Below are 1,311 nucleotides of genomic sequence, written 5' to 3' on the forward strand. Positions count from 1 at the left end.
TTCCGGGTGTCATGAGGTGCTGCGCTTCGGGCTGATGGTAGAACGTGGTCTGTGAGAAGCAGCCACACGCATCAGGTAGGAAGCGCAGCATGCAGTATGGTGCCGACTTGGATGTGTCGGTAAAAGTGACCGCGATCTGTATCGTAGATGAGGACAGCCGGATCTGTTGGGGGCGCAAAGGTTCTTAGCCGCCCCGAGGACATCTCTCGCGCCTTGAATGGCGTGGATGTCCGGTTTGAGCGGATCGGGTTGGAATCCGGTCCATTGTCTCAGCGACTGTTCGAGGACCCAGCCAAGCCGGACTGCCGGTGATCTGCATCGAGACAGGCCACGTCAAGGCTTTCCTCAAGGCGCTGTCAAGCAAGACCGACCGCAATGATGCGTGCGGGATCGCCCGGATGATGCGTGTCAATCTGAATCCCCCGGTGCATGTGAAGATCCTGGCCAGCCAGAAGCACCGCGCCCTGCTGCGCAACTGCAAGCTTTTGCAGGAAAAGGCTCGGTCAATCGAAAGCGACATGCGTGGTTTGTTGCACAACTCTGGCCTCAAGGTGGAAACTGTTGGTGCGGGACGGTTTGAAGCGCGAGTAACGAATCTCATCGAGGCCTTGCCGGACTTGGACGAGGTGTTCAGCGTCTTGTTCGCGGCAAGACGGAAGGTCCGGGAGGCCTTTTCCCATCTGCACCACAAGGCGCAACCCCGTCTGCCTAGGCCTGATGTCGATCTCTGGTGTTGGGCCAGTGACCTCACTTTTCTTTCTCAGCACGATTGACATCCCGACAGGCTTTCGAAGCTCTCGGGCCGTCGGGTCAACCCCGGGACTGGCACCGATGCACAAACAATCGGGCGAAAGCTATCGGATCGGACGGTTGTCCCTGTGCGGTGACGGCATGATGCGGGGATTGCTCTACGAGGCGGCGCAGGCCACGAGGTCGGCAACGCGATCCGACCTCAAGAGCGCGGTTGTGGCCCTGGCCGGACGCCTTGCCGTGATCATGCACAGGATGTGGGTCGATGGCAGCGATTTCCACTGGTCGCGCGAGAAAGCCACGGCAGCATGATCATGTAAGAAAGAAGCAAGAGCTCCACCGCCGATGGAGGGTGTCCTTCGCGGGACCACGGGCGAGACGGGTTCGCAATGGGTCCAGTTCCGACAGCACATGTCGTCAGGCCGCGAGTCAGATTGGACCGCCTCGCTTTTCTGATCCCGAACAGAAGCGAAAGCCCGCGAACGACCGAGAAACCACGGCGGTGCACTGCTCGATGCCGCTTGACCTAAGGACCTTGAATAGCGAAGGACCCATTGATTT

Annotated in this window: 1 pseudogene; it reads left to right on the forward strand. The window is 59.3% G+C overall.

The features are described 5' to 3' along the window. The first annotated feature begins 89 nt into the window (after positions 1 to 89). Positions 90 to 1,062 (forward strand): annotated as a pseudogene (locus GL286_RS22045) (IS110 family RNA-guided transposase). Positions 1,063 to 1,311: the final 249 nt, after the last annotated feature.

Source organism: Paracoccus aestuariivivens, assembly GCF_009711225.1.
GTDB lineage: Bacteria > Pseudomonadota > Alphaproteobacteria > Rhodobacterales > Rhodobacteraceae > Paracoccus > Paracoccus aestuariivivens.